Source organism: Marinobacter alkalisoli, assembly GCF_045449795.1.
In the GTDB taxonomy this organism is placed as follows: domain Bacteria; phylum Pseudomonadota; class Gammaproteobacteria; order Pseudomonadales; family Oleiphilaceae; genus Marinobacter.
Map to the genome: position 1 here is coordinate 229,933 of NZ_JBJJLB010000006.1, position 23,580 is coordinate 253,512.

Here is a 23,580-nt window from a genome sequence, read left to right on the forward strand (position 1 = left end):
CACGATCAATTCTCATCAACCAGTCGAGCCCTCAAACGAGGCAACTGGGCTGGGTAGTGTTCCTGGATAAACGTAACCAGCCCCTCACGAACAGCACACCTCAGGTCCCAGTTATTGCTGGAACTTGAGGCGCTCATCAGAAACCGTACCTGCATGGCCTGGTCACTGGTGTCCGTGACCTGCACCGTCGCTAATTTACCGTCCCAAAGATCCGATTTACCCAACAAACGGTTGAACTCCTGTCGAAGCGGCTCAACCGGCATGGTGTAATCCACCCACACAAACACCGTACCGAGCAAGTCGGAACTGTTTCTGGACCAGTTCTGGAACGGGTTCTCAATGAACCATTGTAACGGGACGACCAGCCGGCGCAGGTCCCAGACCCGTAACACGACATAAGTGGCAGTCACCTCCTCCACCCAGCACCACTCGCCCTGCACATACAGCACATCGTCGATACGGAATGGCTGAGTGAGTGCAATCTGCATCCCGGCCAGCAGGTTGCTCAGCACCGGGCGGGCTGCGAACCCGAGAATAAGGCCGCCAACACCGGCGGAGGCAAGCAGGCTCGCCCCCATATGCTGAACCGACTCAAAGGTCATCAGGGCCGCGCCCAAACCAATAATCACAATGAGAATGTTCAGGGCCCGGACCAGGAATCGGGTCTGGGTTTCAACCTTGCGCGCCCGCTTCCACTGCCCCTCAAGCGCCGGGTTCAGCACGACTATGACGTCACCAATGGAGGAAGTCAGCCGGACCGCCGCCCAGGTTAAAGCAAGAATGAGCAATAACGTCGTGAATTGCTGAATTCCGGCCATCCATGGCAAATCGTCTGGCGCCGCATTTAACGCCCCTGTCAGTGCCAGCAGGCAGACCACCACACCAAGAGCCCTGGCTGCAGCATCGAGAAACAATCTCGGCACCGCTCTCGACTCGGAGAAATGACGAACCAGTGCCAGAGCCAGCCGGTAGATTACAAACGTAACAACCACGGCAAGAATGGCCGATAACCCGGGCCATAACCATGCTTTGAAACCGAGCTCAAATACTTCCAATAACAAGCCTCCTTGAGCCCACTGATATCTAACCTGAAAAGATATCCGCAAACTGACTGCCATAGCGCTCAATCCATTCACGCGCCGCAGCTTCAATATCTATTTCACAGCCATCCCGGCAGAGTTCCCTGCGGAAGTGCTCTATCTGACAGACCTGCTCGACCATTTTGCTTTTAAAAGCCTCGGTTTCATCGCTGAACTGGATCCCGACCCTGTACCCCTTGCCACAGCGTCTGCATCTCACAATCTGGCCCGAAATCCGGTAGTCCTGTTGTAGTGAGGGAATCCCCAGCGCGACCGTTTCACCAGGCCGGAGCTTTCTTTTAAGACTGCAGGCCAAGCCACCCTGACTAATGTCACACAAGCTGGCTTCGTCGCCGTGGGAGCTATCATTTGAAAAAACAAGAATCGGGAAATCCGTGGGGTGACGTATAAAGCGCCGCATATGCATTCCCCCTTGCCGCTATACTCCCATGGCGAGCGAAAGCCCGGGACAGGTTTATGGCCCTACCACGGTAACGGGGCCGGTGGCGTGCCTGACTATCTTTTCGCTTACGCTGCCAAGCGTTAGGCTGCGCACCGCCGAGTAACCGCGTCGACCCAGTACCAGGTGGGTGCCGGGGTTGCTGTGTATATACTCGATGATTTCATGCGCCGGATCTCCGCTGAGTAGAATCTCTTCCGCGGAGTCAGCCCGACCACCCAGAGCCTCCTTGGTGGTATCGAACACTTTGCGGCCATATTGTTCCTTGGCAGCATCAACCTTGGTTTGCTCGTAGCCGGCAATCACCAGTGTCTCGGTCTGTGAATAAGGCGACACCGCTAACAGTTTCAGTGGATGACCCGTGGCATCAGCCAGGTCAGCGGCCATTTTTGCCGCGCTTAGCGATTGATCCGAACCATCACAGGCAACAACAATGCTTTGGGTACCTTTGTCCATGACGAGACCTCTTTCCTGTGCATGTGTTATCAGAGTAGCACTGATCTGGAGATCGCAACGTTGATCGGAGTCAACACAAACACTACTACCAGCAACTGGCAGCCCCCATTAAGGCCGCCAGCGGCCGCGATGATGCCGCCTGCCTTCATTTTCTGATGCAATGCCTGCAGGCGCTGAACGACACCTTTCAGAAGGGATAATTAACAGCCGGGCAACGACTCACCCGGCAATCCGGCAAGGCTCTCAGCCGTTCAACCCCAGACTCTCGGCATCCTGCTGGATACACCGGTCCAGCAACGCCAGGTAGTCCGCCTTGGCTTTCACCTTGGTTTCGCGGTGCGCGCGCATGTTGAGCTGCTTGAACTGAGTGGCCAGCGCCCCGGCCCGTTCAAGCAATGCGTCCTGGGGGACCACCTCGTCCAGAAAACCGGCTTCGACGGCACCTTCCGGGTTGTAGATTTCCGCATTCACCACCGAGCGGTAGAAGTGCGCCGGCGCCAGTCGATGACGTGCAATCTCGATGCCTGCATGGTGCATGGTCATGCCTATTGCCACTTCGTTCAGACCCAGCTTGAATGGCCCCTCGACCCCGATTCGGTGGTCCACGGACAACAGGATAAACGCGCCTTTAGCGATCGCATGACCACTGCAGGCACCAATCACCGGCAGGGGGAAGGCTGCCAGGCGACGCGTCAATGTGGAACCGACCTTGACCAGTTCGGCGGCTTCCTGAGGGCCCTTTTGCATCTGTTTCAGATCATAGCCAGCGGAGAATACGCCCGGCTGACCGGTCAGGATAACCACCGCCTTGTCCTGTTCCGCCTGATCCAGTGCGCTGTTCAAGCCCTCGAATACGTCATGACTCAATGCATTAGCTTTACCGTTGGTCAGCGTAATCGTGGCAATTCCGTCGTTCAGTTCATAACTAACAAGTTCGGTCACGGGTCCATTCTCCTGCGCGGCTGGCATTAAAGTGAGTGTTTGGATACACAGTAGGCACAAAGATCCCAGCACGCCCCTTTTCCGTCAAGTTGTTTGCTCTGATCAAACGGGCTGGAACCCCTGACCCAGCGTTCTGATACAGGCCAGGGGCTGATCGATATGGACATAGCGACGAACACCACGTGCTCCATATAGCACAGTGGCTTGATCGCGCCCATGGAAATGTCGCCGTTCAAAGCCCTCCCAGACAGGCGTATTTCAGCTCCGTAAACTCGTCAAGGCCATGGTGGGAACCTTCCCGTCCCAGACCCGACTCCTTGATACCTCCAAACGGTGCCAATTCGGTCGAAATCAGCCCTTCATTGACGCCAACCATGCCATACTCAAGTGCTTCGAGCGTTCGGAAAACGCGACCATAGTCCCTGGTGTAAAAATAGGCAGCCAACCCGGACGGCGTGTTATTAGCCAGCTCAATGGCCTCAGCCTCCGTTTCGAAACGGAAAACCGCCGCCAGGGGACCAAAGGTTTCCTCCGAAGCCACGAGCATATCTGCCGTCACGTCTGCCATGACAGTCGGAGCAAAGAAGTTCCCACCCAATTCATGGGCGTGACCACCAAATAAAAGCCGGCCCCCCTTGAGCAGACCATCATTGATGTGGCTCTTCACTTTCTCCACGGCTGCCGCGTTAATGAGCGGACCAATAGCGACACCATCATCCAGTCCGCTGCCGACTGTCAGGCCACTCACCCGGTCAACAAGTCTCTCCAGAAAGGCGTCATAGACATCCGCCTGCACCAGGAACCGGTTAGTACAGACACAGGTCTGCCCGGCATTGCGGAATTTGGAGGCTATGGCGCCATCCACGGCAGCGTCCAGGTCGGCATCGTTGAAAACGATAAATGGAGCGTTCCCACCCAGTTCCATGGCCGTTTTCTTGACCGTGCCGGCACACTGAGACAACAGGTACTTGCCGACCTGAGTCGAGCCTGTAAACGATACCTTCCGTACACGGCTATCCGTCGTCAGAACATCGCCTACTTCGGCGGGGCTGGAACAGGTAACCACATTTATCAAGCCTTCCGGTATACCCGCCTGCAGAGCCAGGCGGGCCAGGGCCAGCGCCGTCAGCGGGGTAGCCTCAGCTGGCTTGATCACAACGCTGCAGCCGGCAGCCAGGGCCGGCGCGCATTTGCGGGTAATCATGGCCAGAGGGAAATTCCAGGGCGTAATCGCTGCGACAACGCCAACCGGCTCTCGCGTCACCAATAGGCGCTTGCTGGTGTCAGGGGCCGGCAAAACTTCCCCCGCCATCCTTTTGCTTTCCTCGCCGAAGAACTCAATGAACGAAGCCCCATAGGCCACTTCACCACGTGCTTCTGCAAGGGGCTTACCCTGCTCGATTGTCATAATCCGGGCGAGGGCCTCGGTTTCATCCACGACCAGCTCGAACCAGCGCTTGAGCAGCCGGGCGCGCTCTTTCGCTGACACTTTGCGCCACGCTTTCCCCGCACGCTCGGCCGCAACTACGGCCTCGCGCGCGTCTTCCGCCCCCATATCCGCCACCTGGGCAACCGTTTCACCCGTGGCGGGATTGACCACATCGAAATTCTTAGCGCTCAGGCGCCATTCACTGCCAATCAGCGCAGCAACTTTTCCGCCGCTAACGAGATCCAATAGATTCATGGTACGTCCTCATTGATCAACCGAAGTGCGGCATCACCTCTTTGATGAACAGCTCCAGTGACCGCTTCTTCTCCTCGAAAGGCAGCGTGTTATCGGTCCAGTAGCTGTATTCGGTAATGCCCAGCTTTTCGTAACCCTTGAGCCGTTCTACCAGCTCCGAGGGCGTACCAATCATCATGTTGCGGTGCAGGCTGTCGAGAGCGAACTCCGGGTTGTCGGCCACGGTTTCTTCCGATACCGGTTCAAAAAAGCCATCCACTGCCTGCTGGTCATTCTTGAACCACGCCATGAAGTAGCGGTAGAAGCGATTGAGAGCTTCCGCACCGGGCCGCCAGCCATCTGGATCACTCTCCTCATGCACGTAGGTTTGGCGCAGGAACATCAATTCCGGGCGGTCCACTTCCGGGTGGTCGGCACAGGCGGTGTTGAACTTGCGAGCCAGATCGGCCACTTCTTCGTCGCCTTTCATCAGAGCCGTAACCATCACGTTGCAGCCGTTCTTGACCGCAAAATCATGGGAAGCCGGGTCCCGCGCGGCGATCCAGATTGGCGGCAGCGGTTGCTGCAGCGGTTTGGGTACGCTGGTGGTGGTCGGGAAGTTATAGACGTTGCCCTGATGAGCATAGTCGCCTTGCCACAGGCCGCGGATGGCCGGGACCATCTCGCGCAGAGCCTCGCCACCCTCAGAGGCCTGGAGGCCATCGGTCAGGCGATCGAATTCGAACTGATAGGCACCGCGGGCGATGCCGAACTCAAGCCGGCCGCCGCTGATGACATCCAGCAGTGCCGCCTCGCCCGCCAGGCGGATGGGATCCCAGAAGGGCGCGACAAATGTTCCCGCCCCCAAGCGGATTCGCTCGGTTTTGGCCGCCAGATAGGAAAGTTGGGCAATCGGACTGGGCGACGAGGTGAACTGCATGCCGTGATGCTCACCGATCCAGGCCGCCCGGAAACCGCCATCTTCGGCAATCTTCACCAGTTCGCAGAGTTCCTCGAACAGCTGCTGATGGCTCTTGTCGCCCGGATAGCGCTCCATATGAAGGAATAAAGAAAACTGCATTGTAGGATCTCCTCGGTATTCGTCGTTAAGACGCTTCAGATTGTTCAACTGCAACCACACCACCAACCTGCTCACTGGCCAGCGCCTTGAACATGCAATAGCACATCACTAGCAGGACCACGGAGAAAGGCAAGGCGGCCGCAATCGCAGCGGTTTGCAGGGCCTGCAAACCACCGGCCAGCAACAGCACGGCAGACGTCGCGCCCAGGCCCAACCCCCAGATCACTCGGTACGCTTGGGGCGGATGCGGATTGCCCTGGGACAGGATGGTGCAGATAACCAGGGTTCCGGAATCGGCTGAGGTTACGAACCAGGTCACGATCATTAACGTGGCCATACCAACCATGAAACTGGAGGCCCAAGGCACATCGAGAGCTTCGATAGTCTGGAACAACACCTGCGTCACGTTGTCGTTGGCGACCGTCGCCAGGTCGACACCGCCGAACAGTTGAAGGTGAAGAGCAGTGCCGCCAAAGATCACAATCCAGGACATCGCACCCAGAGTGGCTGCCATCATCCCGCCGAACAGCACTTCGCGAATCGTGCGTCCTCGCGAAATACGTGCAACGAACATTCCCACGTACGGGCCCCAGGACAGCCACCAACCCCAATAGAACAGCGTCCACCAACCCTGCCACTGGCTTTCGGGATCGGGATTGGTCCAGAACCCCATTGGCAACAGATTGCCCAGATAGTCACCTACGCTGGTGGTAAAAATGGTTAACAGGAAAACGGTGGGACCCGCCAGGATAAAGAACGCAAACAGGATCATGCTGAGGTGAATGTTCCATTCACTAAGGAACCGGATGCCTTTCTTCAAACCGGACACGGCAGACAATGTAGCTGCCACAGTCACACCCATGACCAGTAACACCTGATTGGTACTGGAAATCTCCATACCGAACAGATTGTTTAGCCCCGCGTTCATCTGTGAGACACCCAGACCCAGCGTGGTGGCCGTCCCGAACAGGGTGGCAAAGATCGCCAGCAGATCGATGGCATGGCCGATCGGGCCGTAGATGCGTTCACCGAGCAGCGGATAGAAGGCTGAGCGAATCGTCAGCGGCAGTCCACGCCGATAGGCGAAATACGCGAGGATGGTGCCGACCAGGATATAGACCGCCCAGCCGTGGAAACCCCAATGGAAGATCGTGACGCGAAGAGCCGTTTGTGCCGCATCCAGGGTATTGGGCGCAATCCCCTCCGTCGCCATGAACGGATTCCCCTGCAGGTGGCTCAAGGGCTCGGCGATACTCCAGAACAGAAGCCCCGTGCCGACCGCCGCGCTGAACAGCATGGCAAACCAGGTGAAATTGGAGAATTCCGGGCGCTCGTCGTCTTTCCCGAGGCGCAGTTTGCCGTAGGGGCTGACAACGATCGCAATGGAAACAAAGAGCACCACATTCACCGTGAGAATGTAGTACCAGCCAAGCTCACTCTCGATGTACTGCTTGACCCCGGTGTAGATCGTGTTGGCCAGTTCCGGCTGCAACACTGTGAACAGCACGAAAGCCGCCACCATGGTGATGGAAGCGATGGCCATCGTCTTATTTACCCCGGCAAAGAGGCCTTGCCCGGGCATACTGGGTTGAGGATTGTGCATTCAGGCTCTCCTGAGTTCCGTCGTTGGCGTTCTTGTTGATTTTCAGCGGCCTGCCGAGCGCTAACGCTCGTTTTTCATACACAGGCCATCTGAGGATCTCTCAAATATCTTGGTATACCATAATACCGAATGCAAATATTTTCTCAGACAGGAAACTTAAAAAATCAAGACGAAAAACATAACCTACTGTTTTTTATTAATTTAAAATTTACAAAGCAAGCTCAATCGGTAGCAGGAATCAGATCTTAACTACTCAAACATTGTCGAAACTCATTTTCTGTATTATGGTATACCAAAACCAAGGATCGCCCGACACACCGGCCAGGTCCGCGCCAAAAACCACGAGGAGAGCGCAAATGAGCTTAGAGATTCGCAAGATCGCCACCTTTCGAGAGACCACCTACATCGAAGGCGGTAAAAGGGGAGACAAGCCCGTAACCATGGTCGGTGTGGCGGCTGTGGTGACTAATCCGTGGGGTGGCCAGGGCTTTGTTGAAGACCTGTCGCCGGAAATCCGCAGTGGCTGTTCGGAGCTGGGCGAACTGATCGTCAGGCACATACTGAACGAAATTGGCAGCGAGCAGATCGAGGCTTACGGCAAAGCCGCCGTCGTTGGTGCTGAAGGGGAGATCGAACATGCATCTGCCATCATTCACACTCTGCGCTTTGGCAATCACTACCGGGAAGCTGTTGGTGCGAAGAGCTACCTGAGCTTTACCAACAAACGCGGTGCGCCGGGCACGTCCATCCAGATCCCGATGATGCACAAGGACGATGAGGGCTTCCGCTCCCACTACATTACCCTGGAGATGCGTATCGAGGACGCTCCGCGCGCCAACGAGATTGTCGTAGCCCTGGGCGCCTCGGACGGCGGCCGCCTGCACCCACGCATCGGCAACCGCTACCAGGATTTGAAGGAACTGGCCGAAGAAGCGGAACAGGCCGGCAACCAGTGAGCTTCAAGGGAGGTCAGATGAAACTCACTGACGCACAAAAGAGCCCCTCCGGGACCCGCTACTGGCGAGTCGGCCGGGGCGCGCCGGTCGTCCTGATCCACGGCGTTGGGCTGGATGCCACCTTGTGGCAGGCCCAGGTGGAGGCGCTTGCCGAGCATTATGACGTGATCGCCTACGATATGCTGGGCCATGGCGAGAGCGCCCTGCCAACAGACGACGCCACACTGGACGACTATGCCGACCAGCTGCGGGCCCTGCTCGACGATCTGAACCTGCCCGCCGCGACCATCGTGGGATTCTCGATGGGCGGACTGGTAGCGCGGGCTTTTGCCTTGCGCCATCCCGGCCGGCTAAACGCGATGGTGGTGCTGTCCAGTGTGTTTGAACGCAATGAGCGGCAACGCGCCGGAGCCCTCCGGCGGCTGGACGAGACCCGTAAACAGGGGCCGACAGCGAATGTAGATGGCGCCCTGGAACGCTGGTTCAGTCCGTCGTTTCGCGACGCTCACCCCGAGTGCATCGCTGCGGTTCGCGACCGGGTAACCAGCAACCACCCGGAAGGGTATTATCGGAGTTACGCACTGTTCGTGACCCAGGACAGTTTCGGACTGGATAAGCTCGCGTCGATCCGTGTGCCCGTGCTGATCGCCACCGGCGAGCTGGACCCGGGATCGACGCCCAAAATGGCGAGCGCACTGGCAGAACACCTGCCCAACGCCAGCGTGCACATTTTACACGGCCAGCGGCACATGGCCCCGGTGGAAGCAGCCAGTGAGGTCAACACCCTGCTGATCCGCTTTCTCGACAACGTCCACAACCATTCCCTGCAAGAGGAGACTCTCCAATGAACCTGGATTCGCTGACGATGTTCATTGATGGCGAGTGGCGGGGCGCCCGCTCCGGCGCCACCTTCGACAGTTACAACCCGGCCACCGGTGAGGTTTGGTGTCACGTGCCGAATGCTGACGAGACCGACGTCAACGACGCGGTCGAGGCAGCGAACCGCGCCTTCGAAAGTCGGGAATGGGCGGGCCTGACCGCCACCGCGCGGGGCAAGTTACTGTACCGTCTCGGCCAGTTGATTACCGACAACGCCGAGACGCTGGCCCAGCTGGAAAGCCGGGACAACGGCAAGCTCATTCGCGAGACCCGCGGCCAGGTCGGCTACCTGCCCGAGTTTTTCTATTACAACGCCGGCCTGGCGGACAAGGTGGTGGGCGAAACCCTGCCGCTGGACAAGCCGGATATGTTCGGTGCCACGGTGCGGGTACCCTTGGGCGTGGTGGCTGCCATCATCCCGTGGAACAGCCCGCTGTACCTGACCGCCATCAAGCTGGCCCCGGCCCTGGCGGCGGGCAACACCATCGTCATCAAACCCTCCGAGCACGCATCCGCGAGCCTGATCGAACTGATGCGTCTGGTGGAAATGGCGGGCTTCCCCAAGGGCGTGGTCAATCTGGTCACCGGCTTTGGTCCGTCCACCGGTGCCGCACTGACGGCCCACCCGCTGGTGCGAAAGATCGCCTTCACCGGCGGTGCCACGGCTGCCCGCCACGTGGTGCGAAACAGCGCTGAGAACTTCGCCAAGCTGTCCCTCGAACTGGGCGGTAAATCTCCTAACATCCTGTTCGAGGATGCGGACCTGGAAAGCGCCATCAACGGCGTGGTCGCCGGCGTCTTCGCGGCATCCGGTCAGAGCTGCGTAGCCGGCTCACGCCTTTTGGTACAACGCAGCATCTACGACGAGGTGGTCCAGAAACTGCACGATCGCGCCGCTGGCATCCGCATCGGCGACCCGGCAGAGACCAACACCGAGATGGGCCCCATCGCCACCGAAGCACAGCTGGAAACCATCGACCGCATGGTCACCCAGGCCAAAGCCGATGGCGCCAATCTGGTCTATGGCGGCGAACGCATCACAGACAGAGCCGGCTGGTACTACTCGCCCACTATCCTGGCCTGTGATTCCCACCAGATGCCCATCGTCCAGGAAGAAGTCTTCGGCCCGGTCGTGGCCGTTATCCCCTTCGATGACGAAGCGGAAGCCCTGCGCCTCGCCAACGATACCGAATTTGGCCTGGCTGCCGGCATCTGGACACAGAACGTGGGCCGCGCCCACCGCCTGGCCCGCGACGTACGCTCCGGCATCCTCTGGGTGAACACCTACCGGGCGGTATCGGCGATGGCCCCGATCGGTGGCTTCGGCGCCAGCGGTTACGGCCGCGAGTGCGGTATCGACGCGGTGCGGGACTACACCGACCTCAAGACCCTGTGGATCAACCTGTCCACAGATCCTATGCCCGACCCTTTCATTATGCGTTAATGCGGGAGAGAACCATGATCGAAACACAAGACTACAAGCAGGTCCTGGGTGCCTTTCCAAGCGGGGTTACCGTGGTTACTGCCATTGACGACGACGGTCGGCTGGTGGGATTTACCGCCAGCGCCTTTTCCGCGGTTTCCATGGAACCGCCGCTGGTATTGATCTGCCCGAGCCTGAACTCGGATTCCTATCCGGTCATCAAACGTATTGGCCGCTTTGCCATCCACATCCTGGGCCAGGATCAGCAGGCCATCGCCTACCGGTTCGCCGGCAAGGGTCGTGATAAAGGCGAAGGCATCGATTGGCACCGTTCCGAACTGGAAAATGCCCTGATCAACGGGTCGGCGGCCTGTCTTGAGTGTCGCATTTGGGAAGATTACCCGGGCGGCGATCACGCTATTCTGGTTGGCGAAGTACAAAAGCTGTGGTGCGGCGGTAACGAGGTCGACCCGCTCCTGTACTGCCGCGGCAAGATGGATCAACTGCCGGAGAACCTGCGCGCCCTGGCGCGCGCCTCCTGATTCACCTGAACGAGGACATTCTTATGTCAGAAGAACGTTTTGAACGCGGCCTGGCCAAACGCCGCCGGGTCCTGGGTGCGGACTACGTCGACCAGTCCATGCGCAACGCCGATGCTTTCAACCAGCCGCTCCAGGAACTGGTCACCGAATACTGCTGGGGAAACGTGTGGCAACGGGAAGGCCTCAGCGACCGTGATCGCAGCATGATAAACTTGGCGATGATTACCGCTCTCAATCGCCCACACGAGCTGCGCCTTCATGTAAGGGGCGCCATCAATAACGGCATGAGCGTTGATGAAATCCGTGAGGTGCTGATGCAGACGGCGATTTACTGCGGTGTTCCCGCCGCCATCGACGCCTTCCGTCAGGCCCGCGACGTGCTCAGCGAAATGGGCGAAATTTAGCCATTGCCTGTACCCAGGAGAAGAAATGCAACGGACCCCATTGGACGACAGCCTCAAAGTCACTCGCAATCAACCGACATTGCGGGAGATGGTGCTCGACAAGCTGCGCCAGGCCATCATGAGCTTTCAGCTTCTGCCCGGCGACCGCCTGGTGGAACGGGATCTCTGCGACAAACTGGGGGTCAGCCGAACCTCGGTGCGTGAAGCTCTGCGCCACCTTGAGGCCGAGGGTCTGGTCGAAAGCGAAAGCAGCCGTGGGCCCCGGGTTGCCGTCATTACCCTGGAAGACGCACGCGATATATACGAGTTGCGTTGCGTACTGGAAAGCATGGTGGTCCAGCTATTCACCCAGAAAGCCTCCCGGCAACAGATGGCAGAGTTCGATCACGCCTGGGAGATCCTCAAGGCAGCCCTGCGCAGCGGCGACACGGTCGCCATCGTCAATGCCGTGAGTGACTTCTACGGCGTTTTGTACGAAGGTGCGGGCAACCGCATCGCCGGACAGTTTCTGAGTCAACTGCAGGCCCGCGTCAACTACCTGCGCGCCACATCGGTGTCGCAGAAGGAACGCTACGTCGACAGCTTCAAGGAAATGACGAAAATCGTCGACGCCATTCAGGCACGGAATCCCGAAGCCGCCCATGAAGCCTGCGTTGAGCACATCAAGGCGGCCTCCAAGGTTGCCCTGGCAGCGCTCGCGGAAAAGCAGGGCAAAGCCGTTGACCCAATCACGCCCCCCCTTAGTCCGGCTCAAAGCCTGCGGTGAGGCAGCCTATGCCCAGGTACTGCACACAATGCGGCAGCGGCCCCCTTTCCCGGGGAGTTCCTGCCGGAGACACCCACGAGCGGGACTATTGCACCGCCTGTGGCGGCATTGTCTACGATAATCCCCGGGTTATAGCCGGCGCCATCATTGAACAGGAGGGGCGCCTGCTCCTTTGCCAACGGGGCATCCCACCTCGCGTGGGCACCTGGACGCTGCCAGCAGGCTTCATGGAACGTGGGGAATGCGTAGAGGAAGCGGCGCGGCGCGAAGTCTGGGAAGAAACCGGCATCGACGCTGAAGTGACCACCCCCTACTCCATCTTCAGTGTGCCGCCCACCAATGAGCTGTACATCATCTACCGGGCCAACGTGCTCGCCTGGAATGATCCCCCCGGTCACGAGACCCAGGCCGTTGACTGGTTTGCCCCCGAGCAGATTCCCTGGGAGCTGATCTTCTATCCAGCCATTCGCCAGATCCTGGAACGCTATATTGCCGAGCGTGCCGGCGGCACCTACGGCATCTACACCGGCAGCATGGAAACCGGCAACATTCACTTCATGCGCTGACCGCCCGGCAGGCAGCAGGCCTCCTGCCTGCCGGACCACTTCACCATTACGGCTCGACGATCTCAACCACTTCCAGATCGAACCCGGACAGCCCCTTATAGTTCAGCGGTGCGCCCATCAATCGCAGCTTGCGAATACCCAGGTCGGACAGAATCTGGGAGCCCGTTCCCACACTCGAATAGCGGATTGACGACGCATCCGGTGGCGGGGTGTTCTGCCGTGTCGCGCGCGACAGCAGGCTCTGGGAGGATTCATGGCTGGCCAGAATCACCACCGCGCCGTGCCCTGCCCGCGCCACGTTTTCCAATGCCGACCACAGGGACCAGGCCCTCGGCCCCTGGTAATCCGCCCCCACCAGGTCGCGCAGCGGGTCTACCGAGTGCACCCGGACCAGTGTAGGCTCCGGCCCGTTGACATCACCCATGGTCAAGGCCAGGTGCGCATCGCCGGTGATCAGATCCTCATAAGTGTGCAGGACGAAATCTCCGTGCGCGGTGGACAACGGTTGCTGACCGGTATGTTCGACAGTTTTCTCTCTCGCCAGCCGATACTGGATCAGGTCCGCAATGGTGCCAATCCTGATGCCGTGGCGTTGGGCAAAGGCCTCCAGATCCGGACGTCGCGCCATACTGCCGTCGTCGTTCATAACCTCGACAATCACCGCCGCCGGCTCCAGACCCGCCAGGCGCGTAAGATCGCAGCCCGCCTCGGTGTGGCCGGCGCGGCTCAGCACGCCGCCGTCGCGGGCCCGCAGCGGGAAAATGTGGCCCGGCTGGACCAGATCCCGGGGGTGAGCATCCGGGGCTACGGCGGCCTTCACCGTCGTCGCCCGGTCCGCCGCCGAGATGCCAGTTGTCACCCCTTCACGGGCTTCTATGGACACGGTAAACGCCGTCGCGAAGCTGGCCCCGTTATTGGCCACCATCGGCCACAGGTCCAGCTGTTCACAGCGTTCCCCGCTCAGCGTCAGACAGATCAGCCCCCGGGCATGGGTGGCCATAAAATTAATGGCATCCGGCGTGACGAACTCCGCGGCCATCACCAGGTCGCCTTCGTTCTCACGGTCTTCATCGTCCAGCAGGACCACCATGCGTCCGTTGCGGATGTCTTCAATCAGGCTCTCGGTCGGGTCGAAATTCATCATGTTCATCACTCTATGGAATCGATTGACACCGTCTTTGGTTCCCTGCAATCTTGGCATACCATAATACCAAATACCAAGGAAAATAAGGAAACCGAGGATGGCAAAAGCCTATTGGATCGCGAACGTCACCGTGACCGCCCCCGACAACTACGCCGCCTACCAGTCACTGGCCCCGGAAGCCTTTCGGGTGTACGGGGCCCGATTCATCGCCCGGGGCGGCCGTAACGACGCCCTTGAAGGCCGAAAAACGCCTCAGCGAACGGTGGTTATCGAGTTCCCCAGCTATCAGCATGCCTACGACTGCTACCATTCGGAAGCTTATAGCCAGGCAAGAAATGCGCGCCGGGATGCGGCGGAAGTGGACATTGTTATCGTTGAAGGGCTGTGACTCTGTCATGACGACGGGCTGGCCCGCGACCCCCTATGCAGTGCAAGGATCGCGGAAACCATTCCCTGTCACCTTCTTCTGGCGCTATAAAACCAAACCTTTTGGCATTCCTCCACGCAACCCAGTGTCATAAAGCCTTAAGCTATCCGCAACACAAACATCACTGTACTGACATGCTCCGACATTAAATTGGCATACACCAAAACTGGTATATACCAATAGGAGAGCCCAAATGTTCATCCGTTACCCGACCCTGCTGGCGCTTAGCGCCTCCGCGCTCATACTCGCCGGCTGCAACGATTCCAGTGAAACTGACTCTCCCCCCGTGAGCGGGGGCAATACGGATACTGAGATTCCGGATAAACCGGTTCAGGTGCCAGCGCCACAGTCTGACCTCAGCCCAAATTTCATTGTCCGGCCATATCTGCAAAACCCGGGGAGCGACACCATGACGGTGATGTTCGAAACCGAGGACAAGCAGCCGGAAGTGTGGGCGCGTGCATTCGGCTCCAGTGATGAGTTCCATAAAGTGAGCGCCGAAGTTCACTCAGGGGATGGACTCGTTTTTCGCAGCCAACTACAGAGCCTGACCTCTGACACGCTCTACGAGTACTATGTACTCACTCACGATGGCGATGGGAACCCGCAGGTCACTGAGCCGTTTGCCTTCAAGACCTGGCCCGACGCCGGCGACAACGTCACCGAAGCCAAGTTTATCGCCATCAGTGACACGCAGTTTGATCGCGAGATCTACGAGGTCGTGCTTAACAAAGTCGTCACGGATGGCTTCATGACGGCCGAATGCGATAGCGCAGACCCCGAAACCTGTGCCGAAAACATCGCCGCTATCACCATTTCCGGGGATGTAGTTCAAACCGGCGGTAACCGCTCCCACTGGCGCGATCAGCTGTTTGGACGCATGGCGGAGATCACCCCTTACGTACCGCTGATTACGGTGCCAGGGAACCATGACTATTACAGCAATGCGGAACTGCAGCTATACCGTACTTACATGTCGCCGCCAGACAATGGCTCGGTCGGCTACGAAGACCACTGGTACTTTCTGGACTACCTCGACCTGCGTCTGATCGGCCTCGACAGTTACCCTGTTTCTGGCGCCCACGGCAGCTTTAACCGAGAGACTCTGGCGGTGCAACGCCAGTGGCTTCGGGAGACCCTCAAAGATGCCGAAATCCAGAGCAAACAATTCGTCATGGGCATGTTCCACCACGGCTGCCTGTCAGAGTTGTGGAATGTCGGCGAGAGTATCGGCTCCTGTGAAATGGTGACCGAACTGGAACAATACAGCGAGAAGACAGGTGCGATCACCGGCCATTTCTTTGGCCACACCCATGCCTACTCGCGCGGACAATCACTGGATACACCTCATCTGTGGCTCAACGCCGCCAGCGCCTCCGGCTACATAGAGCCGCTGGATAACGCCGGGCATCAGAACAACCAGATCAGCGACTACGACACGTTCGAAGTGAGCCGCAGCGAATTCGGTTACAGCGTCCTGACGTATCGCTTTGGTGAGAATGCCGCAATAACCCTGCAACGCAAAAAAGGCGGCTACGACGGTGACACCGACTTCGACATCGTTGATGAAGTAACCTTTGCGGCAAGCCCCAACAGCAACCTGCCGCAAGCGACGAACGGCACCGGTGAGCTCCCCGCAACCGATATTGAACTGGCCATCCAGGTCGGGGCGCCGGAACAGACCCATGCAGTGCACTGGCAAATCTCGGAGGGCAATGAATTCAACGGCACGGTCTTTGATATCTGGGGCAACGACACACGCCGTCAAAACCTGTTCTACGACGAGCCAGCTCTGGTCGGCGGTGACGAGTACCTCGGGTACGACGCCATTGACACCCAGGAAGGCTCTGACATCTTTCGCCTTGATCTGTCCTCGATGCTGACCCGGAAAACGATTCGTCCGGGAGCGGACGATTACTACCGCTGGAACAAACGCTTCTCATCCCAGAACACACATACCTCGTCATACGACGAATACAATGGGCAGCCACGACCCACGCTGAACCTGAAACCCGGCACCACCTACCACTGGCGAGCTCGGGTGCGGGATAACACCATGAATTGGTCGGCCTGGAGCAACACCTACAGTTTCAGTCTGGAAGGCACCCGCACCGCCAACCTGCTGATCAATGGCGATGCCGAGGCTGGGGACCTGACAGGCTGGACACTCGCCAACGGCCTGGTCAGCGCCATCACCGCCGCCAACAACGGCGGGTTTGGCGCCTTCGAAGGGGACTATTATTTTGCCGGACGTGGCTTCGGCCAGGGCCAGCCCACGGAGTGCTGTACGGACATCGCAAGCCAGTTGGTGGACGTCGCTGAATACTCCACGGAAATTGACGCTGGCAAGGCATACGTCGAAATGTCGGCGCGAATGACCACCTGGGCCGGTGACGACAAGCCAGAGCTGCGAGTGGAACTACTGGATGCCAGTGACCAGCCGATCGACTGGGCCGGCTCAACGGCACGCACCTCCAGCACAGTGAAAAGCTGGGAAACGGTCACGGTGGATGGGTTCCTGCCAGCGGGGGCACGAAGCGTCAGGGTCTACATCGGCGGCGAGCGTAAGGCCGGCAGTGACAACGATGTCTATTTCGACAACCTGTCCCTGAACCTGCTGTACTAGTCTCCACAATCGCCAGGGCCTGCACCAGCACGACCTGGCGATTGTGACGCGCCCAACCCTATTGGCAACGTTCAAGGTCGTTGAAAGCCTGTCATAATTGGGCATCAAATGCCTGCTAGTCTTGAACGCTTTGTCTTCCATGGAGTCCGTTTGCATGCCTGAATCGATGCCTGGCACGAAGCTGGCCGCGCCGCTCTATCTGCGAGTCCGCGATGAGATCGCCGCCCGGATCACCCGCGGCGAAATGTCCCCCAACACCCGGCTGCCCTCCGAGCGGATCATTGCGGAAAATGCTGGCACCACCCGCGTGACGGCGAGGCTGGCCCTTTCCCAACTGGAGGCCGAAGGCCGTATCTACCGGTCCAACCGTCGGGGCTGGTTCGTGTCTCCGCCGCGGCTGGTCTACACCCCGGCCAAAGACTACAGCTTTACCGAGAACGTGACCTCACAGGGGCGTACTCCGAAAACAGAGACACTCGACGTTCAGGCCATGACTGCGTCGTCCTGGCTGGCCGCCAGAACGGGGCTGGCGGTTGATGATCCGGTGATAAAACTGCGGCGCAGACGGCATATCGACGGCCGCCCGGTGCTGGTGGAAAGCATTTACCTCAACGCCCGTCGATTACCGGGCATCGAAACCTTCGATTTCAACCAGTCACTCTGGAAACTGCTGCAGGAAGGCTACGGCGTCGACCTGGTGCGCAGGCACATCGAAATGTACCCCACCGCGCTGGTCAATCCTCACGCCGAGGCACTGGGAGTGAGCGCGGGCATTGCCGGCCTCTACGTTACGCGCTGCAGTCACGATGCAAATGGCGGCTTTATTGAGCTGGACGAGGAGTTCTGGCTCCACGACGCGCTCAGCATTCAGGTCGACGTTGGCTGACGTCCGGGACATTGACTCAAACACGATGATAGCCGAATCCTGCCGGGCTTCGGCCCTTTCCTTAACTGTCACGGGCGTGTCACGACACTGCAATGTATCGGGTTTACCTTGGTCGACAGCCATCTGGTATACACCAGAATAAACACCCCCATCAATGGAAGAGAGGAAAGCACCGTGAAAAGCCTGAAGAAAGCCATTGCTCTGACCTTAGGTACCTTTGCCGCATGCGCCAGCGCCCAGACCGAACTGACGGTATACACGGCCGTCGAAGCGGAAGACCTGAAAAAATATGCCGAGCGCTTCAACGAAGATCATCCTGACATCAAGATCAACTGGGTGCGTGACTCCACCGGCGTCGTGACGGCCCGCCTGATGGCTGAAAAAGAAAACCCCCGTGCCGATGTTATCTGGGGCCTTTCTGGTACGAGCCTGTTAGTACTGAAGAACGAGAACATGCTGGAGCCCTACGCGCCGAAAGGCCTCAGCGAGCTGTCGCCAAAGTTCCGTGACCGCGATGCCACCCCGTCGTGGGTTGGCATGGATGCCTACATGGCCGCACTGTGCGTCAACACCATCGAAGCGGAAAAACATGGATTGCCGATGCCGACCAGCTGGAGCGACCTGGCCAAGCCGGTCTACCAGGACCATGTCGTGATGCCAAACCCGAACTCCTCCGGTACCGGGTTCCTCGATGTATCAGCCTGGCTACAGATGATGGGTGAGCAAGAAGGCTGGGCATTTATGGACGGCCTGCATGACAACATCAGCCGCTACACCCACTCCGGTTCCAAGCCATGCAAGATGGCGGCATCGGGTGAAACCACCATCGGCGTGTCCTTCGCCTTCCGTGGCGCACGATTAAAAGATCAGGGCGCCCCCCTGGAAGTCGTGTTCCCGGAGGAAGGTCTGGGCTGGGAAGTGGAAGCCACATCCATCGTGAAGGGCACCGGGAATCTTGATGCCGCTCAAACCCTGGTGGACTGGTCGATCAGCCGCAAAGCCATGGAAATGTACAACGAAGGCTACGCCATTGTTGCCATGCCGGGCGTTGCCAAGCCGATCAAATACTTTCCGGATAACGCCGAAGAGCTGATCATCGATAACGACTTCGCCTGGGCGGCCACTCACCGCGAAGAGATCCTGGCGGAATGGCAGAGCCGTTACGACAGCAAATCCGAAGCAAAATAACGGCCTGATCCCGGCCTGCGGGCAAGTGGGCCGGAATCAACATTTGCAGCCTGAAGGAGTCAATATTCATGAATCAGACCATTCAAGGTAGTCGCCTGGTTGTTAAAGACGTCGGCAAACATTTCGGAAACTTTTGCGCGCTGAAGAACATCAACCTGGAAGTCGGGCCCGGCGAGCTGGTGTGCTTTCTCGGCCCCTCCGGGTGCGGTAAAACCACCCTGCTGAGAATCATCGCCGGCCTGGAACAGCAAACGTCCGGCCAGCTCATCCAGGGCAACACAGATGTTTCCCGAAAATCGCCTAAAGAGCGGGATTTCGGCATCGTGTTTCAGTCCTACGCCCTGTTCCCCAACATGATGGTTGCCGACAACGTCGCTTACGGCCTGCGCAGTATCGGAATGCCGAAAGCTGCGATACGCAGGCGCGTGGATGAGTTGCTGGCGACGGTCGGGCTGTCGGACCAGGCCCGCAAATACCCCGCACAACTATCTGGCGGCCAACAACAACGGGTGGCTCTGGCCAGAGCCCTGGCACCCAGCCCGGGGCTGTTGTTGCTGGATGAACCACTGTCTGCACTGGACGCAAAAGTCCGAAGCCACCTGCGTTCGGAAATCCGCCAGCTGCAGAAACAACTGGGCGTAACGACGATCCTGGTCACCCATGATCAGGAAGAGGCGCTGGCAATGGCGGATCGTGTCGTGGTTATGAACAACGGCGTCATTGAGCAGGTGGGCACGCCCATCGAGATCTACCAGGAACCGGCTTCGGCCTTCGTTGCCGACTTTATCGGTTCCATGAACTTTATGGATAGTGCTGCCGTGGGCGGTCAGCGGGTACGGGTCGGCAACCGGGAGCTGGATGTGCATAAACCGATGCCGGCCGGCCACGACCGTGTCCGGATTGCGATTCGTCCGGAGGACGTTCACCTTCAGCCAACAGGCGCCAATGGCTGGGAAGCCAGCGTGGACACCATGGATTACCTTGGCGCCTTCATCCGCACCGGGGTCACCCTGTCCGGTTGCGGCATGCGCCTGGTGGTTGACGTTGATCCTCGCTCAGCCCGTCAGTTGGCGCTGTGCTGCGGCGCGCGAGTGAATGTGACACTGCCCTCGGATGCGCTTCACTGCTTCGCAGCCTGAATGCACTTTTGTTCCCCAAAAACTGTAGTAACCTGCCCATGATTCTGTCCGATACCGTCCAAAAGTCAGCTTTCTTCTCCGGCATTTTCAAGCGCATCGGCGAGCGCTGGCTGTTTCCGATTCTGTTGCTTGCTGGCTGTGGGGTGCTGACGCTGCTGGTGCTGGCACCGCTGTACACCCTGTTGTCCAAAAGCGTTGAAAACAAAGCCGGCGAATTCGTCGGCCTGGAAAACTTTGCCCGATATCTCGGCTCCGGTGGCATCGAATCGGCGTTCTTCAATTCTCTCTGGGTTGCAGGGCTGAGTACAATTCTGGTGGTTCTGCTCGCTTTCATGGCGGCCTGGGCACTGACCCGTACCCGCCTACCGATAACCGGCTGGGTTCGTGGCGTACTGGTACTGCCGATCCTCGCCCCGTCCCTGTTGCCGGCCATCAGTCTGGTGTATCTGTTTGGCAACCAGGGCATCCTGAAAGGCTGGCTGTTCGGCGCCGAGATCTACGGCCCGATAGGGATCATCATGGGATCCTGCTTCTGGACCTTTCCGCACGCCCTGATGATTCTTCTGACTGCCATGGAGAATGCGGACGGCCGCCATTACGAAGCGGCCACCGCGCTCAAGGCCAGCCCCTGGCGCACGTTCTGGACGGTTACCATACCCGGCGCCCGCTACGGTCTGGTCAGTGCCGCCTTCGTGGTGTTCACCCTGGTGATTACCGATTTTGGGGTGCCGAAAGTGATTGGGGGCCAGTTTGATGTGCTGGCAACGGACATCTACAAGCAGGTCATCGGCCAGCAAAGGTTCGAAATGGGTGCCGTGGTCAGTGTGCTGCTATTGCTACCGGCACTGCTGGCCTTCGCCGCCGACCGCTACGTTCAGCGCAAGCAGTCCGCCAGCTTTACCGCGCGCTCGACCCCCTTTCAACCCACGGTGAACCGTCGCCGCGATCTGCTGGGCGGATTGATGCTGACACCCACCATGGCGTTCATTTTCGTCATCATCGGCATGGCGGTTTACGCATCTTTCGTGACCTTCTGGCCCTACAACCTCGACCTGAGCCTGAGAAACTATCAGTTCGATCTGATGGACGGCGGTGGCTGGGGGGCCTACACCAACAGTCTCCAGATGGCCCTGGGAACCATGGTGCTCGGTACGGTGCTGGTGTTCTTCAACGCCTGGCTGGTTGAGCGTACCCCGCAGCCCAAAGCCACAAAGAGTGCATTCCAGTTTCTGTCTCTGCTGCCGCTGGCGGTTCCCGGACTGGTGCTCGGGCTCTCCTACATATTCTTCTTTAACCACCCGGACAACCCTCTGAACTTCATCTATGGTTCATTATTCATCCTGATCCTCTGCACGGTGACGCACTTCTATTCCGTCTCCCACCTCACGGCGATGACCGCGCTCAAACAGCTGGACAGCGAATTCGAGGCCGCGGGTGAATCCCTGAAAGCCTCGCGCTGGAGGGTATTGGTGACCGTCACACTGCCGCTCTGCCTCCCGGCCGTGCTGGATGTGGCGCTTTATCTGTTCGTGAATGCCATGACGACGGTCTCTGCGGTGGTGTTTCTTTATGGGCACGATTCGCAGCTTGCGTCGGTTGCCGTACTGAACATGGACGAAGCCGGCGACATCGCCCCGGCTGCCGCTATGGCCGTGCTAATCACCCTCACCTGTGCCGGCGCCAAACTGGTGCAGGGGCTGCTCCGGTTCTGGCTGGATCGCGCCACGAAACCCTGGCGCCGGGGGACTGCATGAAGCGCAAACAGGGATTTGGCAGATGACCATCACCGCCACCCTGATTGTCCTGCTTTCAGCCCTTGCCCATGCCGGCTGGAACCTGTTCGGCAAAAGCGTCAGTCCCAGTGGGGCGTTTTTCTGGTACTGCACCTTATGGGGTGCAGTCATCACCTTGCCGGTGTTGGTTTTCTATCAGTCTGCGCTCACGGAGTTTACGCCGGCCATCTGGTGGATGGTGCTGCTGACCGGATTCTTCCAGGCGACCTACCTCAGTTCACTCGCCGCGGCCTATCGCTATGGTGAGATGTCCATTGTCTACCCCCTCGCCCGCTCATCGCCCCTGATCATTCTGTTAATCGGAGCGGTTTTTCTGGGAACGGTTGATCGAATCAGCCTGGCCGCGGTTGCCGGCATTCTGCTGATTGTAGCGGGATGCATGGTTCTGCCCATGCGACATCTGAAAGAATTCAGCTGGTCCAATTACCTGAACCTGGCCACGCTGTTCGCGTTGATGGCAGCCGCTAGCACTGCTGGGTATTCACTGGTGGATGACGCCGCCACCCGCTGGATCCGGGCATTGCCGGGTCACGGACTCAGCCAGGGTGAGACAGCCCTGCTGTTTGTGGTGCTGCAGGCCTGGTCCACGTTAGTGTGGCTGTCCGTGATCATTGCCCTTCAGGCCAGGGAGCGCCAACTGATGCCCGTTCTGGCCGCGAACTGGCGCAGCACGCTGGCCGCCGGCGTTCTGATCCTGGGTACCTACGGGCTGGTGGTCTGGGCCATGGCCTATGCCGACGACGTCAGTTACGTGGTCGCATTTCGTCAGATCAGCATCCCCATCGGGGTGGCCATGAGCTGGTTTTTCCTGAAGGAAACGCTCCATGGCCCGAAAATATTGGGAGTGGTGATCGTTCTTATTGGCCTGACGCTTGTGGTGCTCGGTTAATCGTCGACCATTGACGCCTCCGGGCGCACTCATGCAGCGTCGGGTCCGGGTTAACCGCAACGGGGTGGTCCGCACGTTCCAATAAGGGCAAATCGTTGTGGGAGTCCGAGTAGAACCAGATAGCCTCCGGATGCTCTGGCCGACGGGCCAGCCATTCATCCAGAGCGGTTACTTTTCCCTCCCGGAAAGGTCGTCGCTCGCCAATCTGGCCGGTCAGTTGATCGCCACTCCAGAGCACTTCAATGCCAATTCCGCAGGGAATGTCGAGCTCGTCGGCCACAGGCTCCACCAGGTGTTCGCCCGTGGCCGAAATAATCAGCAGATCATGCCCTTGGGCACGGTGCCACTCGAGCCTCTTTTTCATCGTCGAACAGACTCTGGGGCGAATGACTATCTCGATAAATTGCGCGACCACCCGGTCTACGTCAGTCCTCGACCAGCCTTTGAGAGGGTAGAGGCAAAACCTCATGTACTCTTCAAGATTCAGCGTTCCTGCGTGGTACGCCTCGAGAAACTGTGCGTCCCTGTGCGCAGCACCGCGATCCGGATTGAATCCCCGGTCGCGAAGAAATGCGGTGAAAAGGTTTGAACTGTCCCCATGGATCAATGTGTCATCCAGATCGAATATCGCTAACATTCCGGCCTCCTACTGGTATAGACCAGATGAT

23 protein-coding genes are annotated in these 23,580 nt (G+C 58.7%); 14 read left to right on the forward strand and 9 right to left on the reverse strand.

Annotated features, from left to right (window positions below; all coding sequences use genetic code 11):
- Positions 1-5: 5 nt before the first annotated feature.
- From ACJO3M_RS02820 to ACJO3M_RS02850, 7 genes are all read right to left on the reverse strand, one after another.
- Positions 6-1,118, reverse strand: a complete 1,113-nt coding sequence (locus ACJO3M_RS02820) for a mechanosensitive ion channel family protein (RefSeq protein WP_406999519.1) — start codon at positions 1,116-1,118, stop codon at positions 6-8.
- Positions 1,084-1,500, reverse strand: a complete 417-nt coding sequence (locus ACJO3M_RS02825) for a PilZ domain-containing protein (protein ID WP_406999521.1) — start codon at positions 1,498-1,500, stop codon at positions 1,084-1,086. The genes ACJO3M_RS02820 and ACJO3M_RS02825 overlap by 35 nt, the downstream gene beginning before the upstream one ends.
- Before the next feature lie 54 nt (positions 1,501-1,554).
- Positions 1,555-1,995 (reverse strand): universal stress protein, encoded by a 441-nt coding sequence (locus ACJO3M_RS02830; protein WP_406999523.1) that lies wholly within the window; start codon positions 1,993-1,995, stop codon positions 1,555-1,557.
- Between the two features lie 243 nt (positions 1,996-2,238).
- The gene (locus ACJO3M_RS02835) at positions 2,239-2,937 is read right to left on the reverse strand and encodes a crotonase/enoyl-CoA hydratase family protein (RefSeq protein WP_406999525.1); all 699 of its coding nucleotides are present in this window, start codon (positions 2,935-2,937) and stop codon (positions 2,239-2,241) included.
- Positions 2,938-3,169: 232 nt separating this feature from the next.
- The gene (locus ACJO3M_RS02840) at positions 3,170-4,621 is read right to left on the reverse strand and encodes an NAD-dependent succinate-semialdehyde dehydrogenase (RefSeq protein WP_406999527.1); all 1,452 of its coding nucleotides are present in this window, start codon (positions 4,619-4,621) and stop codon (positions 3,170-3,172) included.
- 16 nt (positions 4,622-4,637) lie between these two features.
- Entirely contained in the window at positions 4,638-5,681 is a 1,044-nt protein-coding gene (locus ACJO3M_RS02845) for an LLM class flavin-dependent oxidoreductase (RefSeq protein WP_406999529.1), read from the reverse strand.
- 25 nt (positions 5,682-5,706) lie between these two features.
- The gene (locus tag ACJO3M_RS02850) at positions 5,707-7,284 is read right to left on the reverse strand and encodes a BCCT family transporter (RefSeq protein WP_406999531.1); all 1,578 of its coding nucleotides are present in this window, start codon (positions 7,282-7,284) and stop codon (positions 5,707-5,709) included.
- 356 nt (positions 7,285-7,640) lie between these two features.
- Between ACJO3M_RS02850 and ACJO3M_RS02855 the strand changes: the two genes are divergently transcribed.
- From ACJO3M_RS02855 to ACJO3M_RS02885, 7 genes are read left to right on the forward strand one after another with little or no spacing between them, the layout of a single operon-like run.
- The gene (locus ACJO3M_RS02855) at positions 7,641-8,240 is read left to right on the forward strand and encodes an amino acid synthesis family protein (RefSeq protein ID WP_406999533.1); all 600 of its coding nucleotides are present in this window, start codon (positions 7,641-7,643) and stop codon (positions 8,238-8,240) included.
- A gap of 17 nt (positions 8,241-8,257) precedes the next feature.
- Positions 8,258-9,088: an alpha/beta fold hydrolase gene (locus ACJO3M_RS02860; RefSeq protein ID WP_406999535.1), complete on the forward strand. Its 831-nt coding sequence runs from the start codon at positions 8,258-8,260 to the stop codon at positions 9,086-9,088.
- Positions 9,085-10,563 (forward strand): aldehyde dehydrogenase, encoded by a 1,479-nt coding sequence (locus ACJO3M_RS02865; RefSeq protein ID WP_406999537.1) that lies wholly within the window; start codon positions 9,085-9,087, stop codon positions 10,561-10,563. Before ACJO3M_RS02860 ends, ACJO3M_RS02865 begins: the two co-directional genes overlap by 4 nt.
- Positions 10,564-10,577: 14 nt before the next feature.
- Entirely contained in the window at positions 10,578-11,084 is a 507-nt protein-coding gene (locus ACJO3M_RS02870) for a flavin reductase family protein (protein WP_406999539.1), read from the forward strand.
- 23 nt (positions 11,085-11,107) lie between these two features.
- Positions 11,108-11,488 (forward strand): 4-carboxymuconolactone decarboxylase, encoded by a 381-nt coding sequence (gene pcaC / locus ACJO3M_RS02875; RefSeq protein ID WP_406999541.1) that lies wholly within the window; start codon positions 11,108-11,110, stop codon positions 11,486-11,488.
- Between the two features lie 25 nt (positions 11,489-11,513).
- The gene (locus ACJO3M_RS02880; protein WP_406999543.1) at positions 11,514-12,254 is read left to right on the forward strand and encodes a GntR family transcriptional regulator; all 741 of its coding nucleotides are present in this window, start codon (positions 11,514-11,516) and stop codon (positions 12,252-12,254) included.
- Between the two features lie 8 nt (positions 12,255-12,262).
- A complete protein-coding gene (locus tag ACJO3M_RS02885) occupies positions 12,263-12,820 on the forward strand; it encodes an NUDIX hydrolase (protein WP_406999545.1) in 558 nt (185 codons plus the stop codon).
- A gap of 46 nt (positions 12,821-12,866) precedes the next feature.
- Here the strand turns inward: ACJO3M_RS02885 and ribBA are convergent, their stop codons facing one another.
- A complete protein-coding gene (gene ribBA, locus ACJO3M_RS02890; RefSeq protein WP_406987315.1) occupies positions 12,867-13,961 on the reverse strand; it encodes a bifunctional 3,4-dihydroxy-2-butanone-4-phosphate synthase/GTP cyclohydrolase II in 1,095 nt (364 codons plus the stop codon).
- Positions 13,962-14,061: 100 nt separating this feature from the next.
- On the opposite strand from ribBA, the gene ACJO3M_RS02895 reads away from it, so the two are divergent.
- From ACJO3M_RS02895 to ACJO3M_RS02925, 7 genes are all read left to right on the forward strand, one after another.
- A complete protein-coding gene (locus ACJO3M_RS02895; RefSeq protein ID WP_406999547.1) occupies positions 14,062-14,352 on the forward strand; it encodes a DUF1330 domain-containing protein in 291 nt (96 codons plus the stop codon).
- A 232-nt stretch (positions 14,353-14,584) separates the two neighbouring features.
- The gene (locus ACJO3M_RS02900; RefSeq protein ID WP_406999548.1) at positions 14,585-17,017 is read left to right on the forward strand and encodes a purple acid phosphatase family protein; all 2,433 of its coding nucleotides are present in this window, start codon (positions 14,585-14,587) and stop codon (positions 17,015-17,017) included.
- Positions 17,018-17,171: 154 nt separating this feature from the next.
- Complete coding sequence (locus tag ACJO3M_RS02905) at positions 17,172-17,903, forward strand: UTRA domain-containing protein (protein ID WP_406999551.1); 732 nt, start codon at positions 17,172-17,174, stop codon at positions 17,901-17,903.
- Positions 17,904-18,077: 174 nt separating this feature from the next.
- The gene (locus ACJO3M_RS02910; protein WP_406999553.1) at positions 18,078-19,091 is read left to right on the forward strand and encodes a putative 2-aminoethylphosphonate ABC transporter substrate-binding protein; all 1,014 of its coding nucleotides are present in this window, start codon (positions 18,078-18,080) and stop codon (positions 19,089-19,091) included.
- Between the two features lie 68 nt (positions 19,092-19,159).
- Positions 19,160-20,230 carry a putative 2-aminoethylphosphonate ABC transporter ATP-binding protein gene (locus tag ACJO3M_RS02915; protein ID WP_406999555.1) on the forward strand — a complete coding sequence of 357 codons (1,071 nt, stop codon included), beginning with the start codon at positions 19,160-19,162 and terminating at the stop codon, positions 20,228-20,230.
- A 38-nt stretch (positions 20,231-20,268) separates the two neighbouring features.
- Entirely contained in the window at positions 20,269-21,984 is a 1,716-nt protein-coding gene (locus ACJO3M_RS02920; protein WP_406999556.1) for a putative 2-aminoethylphosphonate ABC transporter permease subunit, read from the forward strand.
- A gap of 22 nt (positions 21,985-22,006) precedes the next feature.
- Complete coding sequence (locus ACJO3M_RS02925; protein ID WP_406999558.1) at positions 22,007-22,912, forward strand: EamA family transporter; 906 nt, start codon at positions 22,007-22,009, stop codon at positions 22,910-22,912.
- Here ACJO3M_RS02925 and ACJO3M_RS02930 read toward each other — a convergent pair.
- Positions 22,881-23,549, reverse strand: coding sequence for an HAD family hydrolase (locus ACJO3M_RS02930; protein WP_406999560.1), 669 nt, complete (start codon positions 23,547-23,549; stop codon positions 22,881-22,883). The genes ACJO3M_RS02925 and ACJO3M_RS02930 overlap by 32 nt on opposite strands.
- Positions 23,550-23,580: the final 31 nt, after the last annotated feature.

Coding starts and splice junctions, on each gene's coding strand:
- ACJO3M_RS02820 (WP_406999519.1), bottom strand. CDS start 1,118: ATGGCAGTCAGTTTGCGGATATCTTTTCAGGTTAGATATCAGTGGGCT.
- ACJO3M_RS02825 (WP_406999521.1), bottom strand. CDS start 1,500: ATGCGGCGCTTTATACGTCACCCCACGGATTTCCCGATTCTTGTTTTT.
- ACJO3M_RS02830 (WP_406999523.1), bottom strand. CDS start 1,995: ATGGACAAAGGTACCCAAAGCATTGTTGTTGCCTGTGATGGTTCGGAT.
- ACJO3M_RS02840 (WP_406999527.1), bottom strand. CDS start 4,621: ATGAATCTATTGGATCTCGTTAGCGGCGGAAAAGTTGCTGCGCTGATT.
- ACJO3M_RS02845 (WP_406999529.1), bottom strand. CDS start 5,681: ATGCAGTTTTCTTTATTCCTTCATATGGAGCGCTATCCGGGCGACAAG.
- ACJO3M_RS02850 (WP_406999531.1), bottom strand. CDS start 7,284: ATGCACAATCCTCAACCCAGTATGCCCGGGCAAGGCCTCTTTGCCGGG.
- ACJO3M_RS02855 (WP_406999533.1), top strand. CDS start 7,641: ATGAGCTTAGAGATTCGCAAGATCGCCACCTTTCGAGAGACCACCTAC.
- ACJO3M_RS02860 (WP_406999535.1), top strand. CDS start 8,258: ATGAAACTCACTGACGCACAAAAGAGCCCCTCCGGGACCCGCTACTGG.
- ACJO3M_RS02865 (WP_406999537.1), top strand. CDS start 9,085: ATGAACCTGGATTCGCTGACGATGTTCATTGATGGCGAGTGGCGGGGC.
- ACJO3M_RS02870 (WP_406999539.1), top strand. CDS start 10,578: ATGATCGAAACACAAGACTACAAGCAGGTCCTGGGTGCCTTTCCAAGC.
- pcaC (WP_406999541.1), top strand. CDS start 11,108: ATGTCAGAAGAACGTTTTGAACGCGGCCTGGCCAAACGCCGCCGGGTC.
- ACJO3M_RS02880 (WP_406999543.1), top strand. CDS start 11,514: ATGCAACGGACCCCATTGGACGACAGCCTCAAAGTCACTCGCAATCAA.
- ACJO3M_RS02885 (WP_406999545.1), top strand. CDS start 12,263: ATGCCCAGGTACTGCACACAATGCGGCAGCGGCCCCCTTTCCCGGGGA.
- ribBA (WP_406987315.1), bottom strand. CDS start 13,961: ATGAATTTCGACCCGACCGAGAGCCTGATTGAAGACATCCGCAACGGA.
- ACJO3M_RS02895 (WP_406999547.1), top strand. CDS start 14,062: ATGGCAAAAGCCTATTGGATCGCGAACGTCACCGTGACCGCCCCCGAC.
- ACJO3M_RS02900 (WP_406999548.1), top strand. CDS start 14,585: ATGTTCATCCGTTACCCGACCCTGCTGGCGCTTAGCGCCTCCGCGCTC.
- ACJO3M_RS02905 (WP_406999551.1), top strand. CDS start 17,172: ATGCCTGAATCGATGCCTGGCACGAAGCTGGCCGCGCCGCTCTATCTG.
- ACJO3M_RS02915 (WP_406999555.1), top strand. CDS start 19,160: ATGAATCAGACCATTCAAGGTAGTCGCCTGGTTGTTAAAGACGTCGGC.
- ACJO3M_RS02920 (WP_406999556.1), top strand. CDS start 20,269: ATGATTCTGTCCGATACCGTCCAAAAGTCAGCTTTCTTCTCCGGCATT.
- ACJO3M_RS02925 (WP_406999558.1), top strand. CDS start 22,007: ATGACCATCACCGCCACCCTGATTGTCCTGCTTTCAGCCCTTGCCCAT.
- ACJO3M_RS02930 (WP_406999560.1), bottom strand. CDS start 23,549: ATGTTAGCGATATTCGATCTGGATGACACATTGATCCATGGGGACAGT.